Raw genomic sequence first — 8,369 nt, forward strand, 5'->3', positions numbered from 1 at the left:
CTCCTTAAGAATGTGTGTTCCTCCAAATGAAAAAGCCCATCGTCTCTTGTCTATCAAGAGACGACAGGCTGTAAGCTTGCCGCGGTACCACTCTTCTTGAAGCTGCGTCCATGCGGTCGTGCACTACCGGCATGAGGCTGCTTCCACCTCGAATGTTGATCACGGAGACGTCTCCGTCGAAATCTACGGGCTCCGGCCGCCCCATCCGGGTACGGTTCCATTCCCATCAATTCCGCCGCTCCCGGGCGAGCTTCAAGCTTCCGCCGACTGCGTCGCACCACCCCGCAGCTCTCTGTCCGATCGGTTCGCTTTACTGTTCCCGTTCTTCGCGTTTCTGACTATTTCATGTAGAGACTCCCGGCTGGGAAAATAAAAAAGCCCGCCGTCTCTATCAAAGAGACGACAGGCTGTTCCCGTCGCGGTACCACTCTTGTTGACTCCTCTGCCCTAGGCGCAGGCGAAGTCCGCTCAAAGCCGGATCACGGTGGCGAACCGTCAAAGCTTACCGCCTTCTTAGTCATGCGCGCTTGCATGCTGGCTCTTGGCTTTGCCGCTCCCGGGCGAGTTTCACCGTGTTCCCCAACTGCGTTGCACCGACCCGCAGCTCTCTGAATAGGTATGGCGGTTACTGTTCCCGATCATTGCGTTTTGATTTGTTAGTCATTATAGTATGCGCCGGATGGAATGTCAATGCGTCATTCGGGAAAAAACAGCGCCCGATTATTTCGAGATATAGAAAGCGTCGTTCTCGAACTTCATCGTCAACCCTAACTCCTCCACGGCAAACTTCCATGTCATCGGAAAATACGTAATGTCGTTCAGAACAAGAATCGGATACGGTTCCTTAGCGTTATCGATCCACGCATCGTTTACGTAAACGTTAAAGGCGGGCAGTTTCGCGTACAGCTTGGAGGAAGGCGTACCCCAATCCAAATCCAAAGCCCCGGCTTCGTTATCCGTTTTCCGAACTACAAACCCGACTTCCGCATCCCACTTTGTTTCCAGAGCCAAAGCTTGCGTGTAGTTCCAGGTCATCGGAAAATAGGTGATATCGTTGTATAAGATAACAGGGTATTCCGTGGCGTCGTTGACTACTTGCTGCCCGTTTACGTAAAGGTCGAACAGAGGCAATTGTACGGTTACCGATCCGTCCGGAATCTTTTCTTTCGGAGCCGGAGACGCCGAATTCGGTGCAGGCGTAAGCGTCGAATCCGTGTCTGACGAGCTGCTCAGCTCCTGGTCGGTAGAAATCTTTAGTGCCAAGAATCATTAATAGGTTTAACAAAGGATAAAGCGGATGCACTATCGAAGTTTAATGGAAATCCCCGCAAATTTATATCCCAACTATAAGCAGAGGAGAAAAATATCATGTTTCAGCTTGAGCTATATAATGCTATATGGTTATTCGTAGTAATATTTATGCTTCATGATTTTGAGGAAATTATAGCTGTTGAAAAATGGGCGAAAAGAACGGAAAGCAGAATAACGGGTAACAGCAACCGGATAAGCAAAAAGATTTGGCAATTTTGGAACGTTAATTCTTATTCCTTTGCGAAGAGAGATGTTTTTATATTCTTAACGATGTCTATAATTACTTTCATTAAAATCCAAAACTTAGAAAGTTTATGGAGTTCGATTTTATATCTTTCCTTCTTGATATTTGTACTCATACACAATGTAGCCCACATCTTGCAAACATGGTTACTAAAAACATATACCCCAGGTCTCTATACAGCTGTCTTTTTAGTAACTCCTTATACCATTTATTTGTTAGACCGCTTAACTTAGCAGAAATTTGATCATGCTCCTTGTTCAACGAACAGGTGTGTTACAACATGAACCTTTAACAGAGCTAATTATTAAAAAAGCCCCGATGCCCGGTTCATGCCGGACACCGAAGCCTTTACGCAAATGGCAGGCTGGAGTCTGCTACTCCGTGATAAACATATAACGCAGCACGATCAGCACCGCCAGCACCCACATCAGCCAATGGACTTTATATTGGCCTTTGCCGCTCAGTTTCGCGACGGTGGCCAGCAAGACATAACTGACGATCCCGAACGAAATCCCGTTGGCGATGTTGTACGTGAAGGGCATGAACGCGACAGTGAAGAACGCCGGAATGCCGTAAACCAAATCTTGAAAGTCGATCTCGCGAACCGATTGCATCATCAGCACGCCGACAATAATAAGCGCCGCCGCTGTCGCGGAACCCGGAATAAGCGCGGCAATCGGGGCAAGGAACAAGGCGAGCAAGAAGCAGACGCCCGTCGTCACCGCCGTCAAGCCGGTGCGTCCGCCTTCGGCGACCCCCGCAGCACTTTCGACGAAAGCCGTCACGGTGCTCGTACCGACCAAGGCCCCGCCGCTGACGCCGATCGCATCCACCATCATCGCTTTGCCGACGCGTTTCTGGCCTTCGACTTTGTCTTTCATGAATCCGGCACGGTTCGCCGTACCGACGAGCGTTCCGAATGTATCGAACAGCTCCACAAATGTGAACGTCAAGATGACGGAAATAATCCCTGCATTCATAATCCCTGCAAAATCGAATTCAGCAAAGGCCAGCTTGCTAAGGTCCGGCACCCAGGTCGTCTTCTCGCTGCCGAGCGTGGCCAAATTGACAACCGGCGTACCGTCCGGATTATGCATGAACATGCCCACTACCGTCGTCAGCAGAATGCCGAACAAAATCGCGCCGCGCACCTGCAGCACTATCAAAATCGAGATCAATGCAAGTCCGATGATGCAGAGCAGCACGTTGACGTTATGCATGCTGCCGATATGGAAGACCGTCTCAAAGGAGAGCAGATCGGTATATTTGCCTTTCGGCACATCGTTCAGCGTTTCGACCGCAACGGTCAGCAGCCCGCTGTTCTTCAATCCGATAATCGCGATAAACAGCCCGATTCCGACCGTAATCGCGTGCTTCAAGCTGTCCGGAACTGCGACGATCAGCATCTGCCGCACCTTCGTCACCGTCAATACGATGAAAATCAAGCCCGAAATAAAAACGGCCGTCAAGCCCATCTGGTACGTAAACGTGCCGCCCGAAGCCAGGATCACCGTCGCAAAATAGGCGTTCAACCCCATCCCCGGCGCCAAGGCGACCGGAAAATTCACGAAGAGCCCCATACAGATCGTAATGACGCCTGCGGCAATCGCGGTTGCCAAAAACACGGCCGTCCAGTCCATTCCCGTCGCGCCGGAGCCGAATGCGCTAAGAATGTTCGGATTGACGGCCAAAATATACGCCATCGTCATGAACGTGGTTAGCCCGGCCATCACTTCGGTACGAACTGTAGTGCCGTTCTCTTTTAGCTTAAACAAACGATCCATTTTTTCCAAAATCCCCCTCGGAAAGAGTGTTTTCGAAAACAACGACGAAAAGCCCGGGTACCTGACGGTCCGGGCTCACAAGAAAAAAGGCTCCGCGGGATTCCGCGAAACACGTGCTTTCTTGTTCGTAGCCAGATCATTTACGGTGACCTCGTAGAAACTCCCGGGCCGATTCCCGGGATTATACGAAACGGTTATTCTCTTCAATTCCTGTATTCATTATAAAAAGTGATGTCACTGCTGTCAACCAAAATTACCGAACATTCGACATTTTTCTCAACGCTATCGTTCGGCATTCGACCTAACAAAAAGCCCGCTCTCGTATGTCGCGAGAACGAGCCTTCTTTCGTTTATTCCCACTCAATCGTGGCAGGCGGTTTGGAGGTGATGTCATACACGATCCGGTTGACGTTGTCAACTTCGTTGACGATACGGACCGAAATTTTCTCCAGCACATCCCATGGAATACGAGCCCAGTCGGCCGTCATGCCGTCAATGGAGGTTACTGCACGGATGCCGACCGTATACGAATACGTACGGGCGTCACCCATAACGCCGACGCTCTTCATGTTCGGCAGCGCCGTGAAATATTGCCAAATCTCGCGGTCGAGACCGGCTTTGGCGATTTCGTCGCGCAGAATCGCATCCGATTCGCGAACGATCGTCAGCTTCTCCTCCGTCACTTCGCCAAGCACGCGGATGGCCAGTCCCGGACCCGGGAACGGCTGACGCCACACGATGGCCGCCGGCAGTCCGCACTCTTCGCCGACCTTACGCACCTCGTCCTTGAACAGCGCTTTGAGCGGCTCCACCAGCTTGAACTTCATATCTTCCGGCAATCCGCCGACGTTGTGATGCGATTTGATCGTTTGTGCCGTAGCCGTACCGCTTTCCACGATATCCGTATACAGCGTGCCTTGCGCCAAGAACGCGAAGTCGTCGAATTTCCCCGACTCCTCTTCGAAGACGCGAATGAATTCCGTGCCGATGATTTTACGCTTCTGTTCCGGATCGTCGACGCCGGCCAATTTGCCCAGGAATCGCTCGCGGGCATCGATTTTGACGACTTTCATATCGAATTTGCCGACGAACGTATCCATCACGCTCTCCGCCTCGCCTTTGCGCAGCAAGCCGTGGTCGATAAACATACACGTCAGCTGATCGCCGATCGCTTTGTGAATCAGCATCGCCACCACGGACGAATCGACCCCGCCGCTCAGGGCGCACAGCACCTTTTGGTCCCCGACTTGTTCGCGGATTTCTTGAATCGTGTCCTCAATGAAGGTCGTCATGCTCCACGTTCCCTCGCACCCGCATACATGGTACAGGAAATTACGAATCATTTCGTTGCCGTAGACGGAATGGCGCACTTCCGGATGGAATTGAACGGCGAACATCTTCTTCTCCGGATGACTCATGGCCGCGATAGGCGCATGCTCGGTGCTCGCGTCGACGACGAAGCCTTCCGGCGTCTGCACGACAAGATCGCTGTGACTCATCCATACGGTTTGCTTCTTATCGAGCCCGTGCACGAGTCCGCAAGCATCCGCGAAATCGACTTCGGCTTTGCCGTACTCGCGCTTCGAAGCGGGCTCCACCTTGCCCTCCAACTGATGGGCCATCATCTGCATCCCGTAACAAATGCCGAGAATCGGCACCCCGAGGTCATATACGGCCGGGTCGACCAGCGGAGAAGCTTCCCCGTACACGCTGGCGGGACCGCCCGAGAAGATGATGCCCCGAGGCTGCAGCGCTTTGATTTTGTCGGCCGGTGTATTGAACGGCAGCAGCTCGCTGTATACGCCCAAGTCGCGGATACGGCGTGCGATCAACTGGTTGTACTGCCCGCCAAAATCGAGCACCACAATAATTTCATTCGGCTTGTCCATGGTTTGTACGTTCCTCCTGCAATAAGCGTTCATTTTTCAATGACACCTATTATAAGCTTACACCGGATAAAGGGCAATGCTTTGTCTGACCGTTTTGTCGCATGATGGCGAAAAATGAAAAAAGCCCGTCCCGATGCAGCGGACGGACTCTTGCGGCGACTACGCTTTGCGGCTGCGCCGCAGCTGCAGCCAAGCGTCCCGCAGCGCCTGTCTGGAGACGGGGGCCGGCGACGACGCATAAGGATCGGCGTAGCGCTGCGCTTCGAGCAGCCGCGTGAAACGGACCAGCGCCTGCCGGTGAGCCTCGCTGAGGCAGGCGCGCGAAGCGGCGTATTCGCGCAGCGTTTGCGCAGGCGCCGCCGGGCCGTAGGTCCGCTGCAGCCGGCGCCAGAACCGTTCACCCAGGCGATGGGCGGACAACCGGCGCAAGCCATGCAGCAAGCCCGCGCTGCCGGACGGTGCCGCAGCGGGCCGCGCCTGCTCGGCGGCAGCGGTGCGAAGCTGCCGGCTGCCGGCTGTAAGGCCGAGCGCCAAGAGCGCGCCGGTGCCGGCTATGACCGCGGCAGCGGCGAGCATCGGCCGGGTAAGCCGGGCCGAGACACCGCCCCAAGCAGCCTTCGCGCGTCCGCCGAGTATGTCCAGCGAGGCGGCCAGGTCACGGTACGCCGCTTGCATACGCTCTGCGGCACCGGCCGTCCAGCGGTTCGAAGACGGCTGTCCCTCCGTCCCGGCCCCAGCTGTCCCGGTGTGCGGGGTCGGCGGCACGCTTTCTCCGTTAAAGCCGGGGGTCGGCTCGAAGGGCGCCCAGCCGGCCGTCGGGAAATACACCTCCACCCAAGCATGGGCGTCTTGCTGCCGCACCTGCACGTGGTATCGTGTCCTATCGTCCAACTTCTCCGACGCGACGACTTCGCCGGGCGTAAACCCCTTCACCCAGCGAGCGGGAACGCCGGAAGCGCGCAGCAGCACGATCATCGCCGTTGAGAAGTGATCGCAGTATCCGGCGCGCTGCTCGAACAAGAAGCGGTCAACCAGGTCCTCCCCGGTCGCGGCGGGCCGCGTATTGTCCGTGCGGTACGCGTAATGCTCGCGCAAGTACCGCTCAATGGCGTCGGCTTTCGCATAAGGCGTCTCGGCCTGCTGCGTAATTTGACGCGCCAGCCCGCGGACGCGTTCCGGCAGCGCTTCAGGCAGCTGCAGGAACCGTTCGCGGACGGCGGCGGGATAATCGGTTCCCGCATCGCGCTGCAGCATCGAACGGTCGGTCAGCACGCGGGCTTCGAGACGATAGAACGACAGCGGGTCCGTTAACGCCGGCATCACATATCGGTCCGTCTCCGCCTGCTTCCACACCCAATCGACCGGGATGGCTTGTCCCCGTGCGGTTTGCAAGGCGTCGACGCGGGTGATCGTCCCCCCCGCAAGCAGGAAGCGGTTCAACGTCGAATCGGCTAACGCCACCTCCTGGATAACGGCTGTATAGGCGGACGAAGCCGCCAGTTCCGGCGTCGGCTCGCCCAAGCGGGATTGGAGCATCGTCGGTTCAGGCTCCGTCCAGCCTTGCCCCGTATAACGGCTCTTGGCTTCGCCGCGCCAATAGGTCAGACGCTCGGTAACCGCCGTGAAAGCCACGCCGGGATCGGTGCGCAAGGGCAGCCCGAGCAGGCTGTCGTCCGCTCCGTAGCCTGTGCGGGCCACCGAATCGGAGGCGCCGGCACGGTACCCGTTTGCCAGATGTTCTTCCCACGTCCGCATGTACGCCAACCAATCGGGCGGCTGGGCCTGGTGCGGATGAAGCAGCACGCCCAGACCGCCGGCTGCGAGGCTGGCGGCAAGCAGCAGCAGACCGGGCATCCAGACGCCCTGAGCGGCGATCGGCGCCGTGCGGCTGTCCGCAGGCGCCCCCCCTGCCGCGGGCGGCGTCCCCGTCTCCGCAAGCCAGCGCCGCAAACGTCCGGGCTGCAGCAGCAATTGAAGCAGCAGACCGATAGCCAGGCAGCGGCAAACGGACCCTAATGCATCCAACCCGAACGCCGTTTGCATCAAGATCGGAATCGCCAGCGTCATCAGCACCAGCCAAAACATGGAACGGCGATCGAGCACAAGCGATTGCACGACCGAGATGAAGAACGCCCAGCCGGTCGTGAACAGCAGCGTTCGCGTCGCAGGCTCCCACGCCCCTAAGCGGCCCTGCAGTCCCTCGCTCCAATCGACTGCCAGCTCCCGGCCCCAGGTCGCCCATTCCTCCGCGTTCGGAAAGGCTTGACCGTGGTGCAGCCAAGCGGTGAACAGCACGATCCCCGCGGCTTTCAGCGGCCAAACCGCCCAGGCGGACGGACGAAACGAATCGATCAGAACGAACAGCGAGAACGTCCAGACGAAGGGAGCAATGGAATAAAGCTCGGTGACCTCGGCTAATCGGCCGAGCGGGTACAGCCATTCGAGCAGCAGCAGCAGCAGCAGCAAGCTCAGCAGGGCATCCTCGCCCCACGAAGCGCGCGGCTCAGACTGCGTCTGGCCCGCGAAGCCCGGGTCCCGGTCCGCAGCGGCGGGACCGGCAGGTATCGTGGAGGCGAGCGCTCTTGCAGGGGAGACGTACGCTGCCTGCGGCGTTAGGCCCGGCGAATAGCCGGAAAACCCCACCGATGCAGACGGAGCGGCAGGCATCGCGGAAGCGAGCGCAGCGGTCGGGGAGGCGTTCTCCACATGCGGCAATTGTCCCGCTCCCCCTCCCGCCGCCAGACGGTCAATGTCCCGATGCGGCATAACCGTCACCTCCTATCTGCGGTGCGGAGGACACAGCTAGCGCGCTCACAACGGTCACGCGGCAGCCTATCGCCTCCAGCTGCTGCAGCCACGACTCCACCGCGGCAGCGCTACCGCGCGACCACGGGCCTTGCACGTACACGAGCTGCACCGCCCGTCCCGGCAGCCGGCGCAGCACAGGGATCAGCTGCGCGTCTGCGCGGGCCGTCACCAGCGTGACGGCTCCGCCGCCGGCAGCAAGCGCTTCGCGCAGCGCCAGCTCGGCGAACGCCTGCGGGCGAGGATCGCCCTGAGGCACCGCTGCGAGCAGCGCCAGCACATCGCGCAAGCGCCCGCGGCCTTGCGCTTCGACGCTGCCGCCCCGGCCGTCGCTCA

Annotated in this window: 5 protein-coding genes, 1 pseudogene, 1 riboswitch and 2 other annotated features; of the genes and pseudogenes, 1 reads left to right on the forward strand and 5 read right to left on the reverse strand. The window is 57.9% G+C overall.

All coding sequences use genetic code 11. From position 1 onward, the window contains the following. Positions 1-53: 53 nt before the first annotated feature. Positions 54-336: a binding site (T-box leader), on the reverse strand. A gap of 56 nt (positions 337-392) precedes the next feature. Continuing rightward, positions 393-651 (reverse strand) — a binding site (T-box leader). Between the two features lie 69 nt (positions 652-720). After that, positions 721-1,263 carry a YHYH domain-containing protein gene (locus PVA01S_RS25570; RefSeq protein WP_127610665.1) on the reverse strand — a complete coding sequence of 181 codons (543 nt, stop codon included), beginning with the start codon at positions 1,261-1,263 and terminating at the stop codon, positions 721-723. A 105-nt stretch (positions 1,264-1,368) separates the two neighbouring features. Between PVA01S_RS25570 and PVA01S_RS25575 the strand changes: the two genes are divergently transcribed. Beyond that, positions 1,369-1,788 carry an HXXEE domain-containing protein gene (locus PVA01S_RS25575; RefSeq protein WP_127610667.1) on the forward strand — a complete coding sequence of 140 codons (420 nt, stop codon included), beginning with the start codon at positions 1,369-1,371 and terminating at the stop codon, positions 1,786-1,788. Positions 1,789-1,929: 141 nt separating this feature from the next. On the opposite strand, the gene PVA01S_RS25580 is transcribed toward PVA01S_RS25575, so the two are convergent. From PVA01S_RS25580 to PVA01S_RS26910, 4 genes and pseudogenes are all read right to left on the reverse strand, one after another. Further along, the gene (locus tag PVA01S_RS25580; protein WP_054800505.1) at positions 1,930-3,339 is read right to left on the reverse strand and encodes an NCS2 family permease; all 1,410 of its coding nucleotides are present in this window, start codon (positions 3,337-3,339) and stop codon (positions 1,930-1,932) included. A gap of 108 nt (positions 3,340-3,447) precedes the next feature. Continuing rightward, positions 3,448-3,548, reverse strand: a riboswitch (purine riboswitch). A gap of 141 nt (positions 3,549-3,689) precedes the next feature. After that, positions 3,690-5,228, reverse strand: coding sequence for a glutamine-hydrolyzing GMP synthase (guaA, locus tag PVA01S_RS25585; protein ID WP_127610669.1), 1,539 nt, complete (start codon positions 5,226-5,228; stop codon positions 3,690-3,692). A 159-nt stretch (positions 5,229-5,387) separates the two neighbouring features. Then, positions 5,388-7,994 carry a DUF4129 domain-containing transglutaminase family protein gene (locus tag PVA01S_RS25590; RefSeq protein WP_127610671.1) on the reverse strand — a complete coding sequence of 869 codons (2,607 nt, stop codon included), beginning with the start codon at positions 7,992-7,994 and terminating at the stop codon, positions 5,388-5,390. After that, positions 7,975-8,369 (reverse strand): annotated as a pseudogene (locus tag PVA01S_RS26910) (hypothetical protein); the annotation flags it as partial. The gene PVA01S_RS25590 and the pseudogene PVA01S_RS26910, both read right to left, overlap by 20 nt.

The sequence above is a fragment of the Paenibacillus validus NBRC 15382 genome, from assembly GCF_004000985.1.
In the GTDB taxonomy this organism is placed as follows: Bacteria; Bacillota; Bacilli; order Paenibacillales; family NBRC-103111; genus Paenibacillus_G; species Paenibacillus_G validus.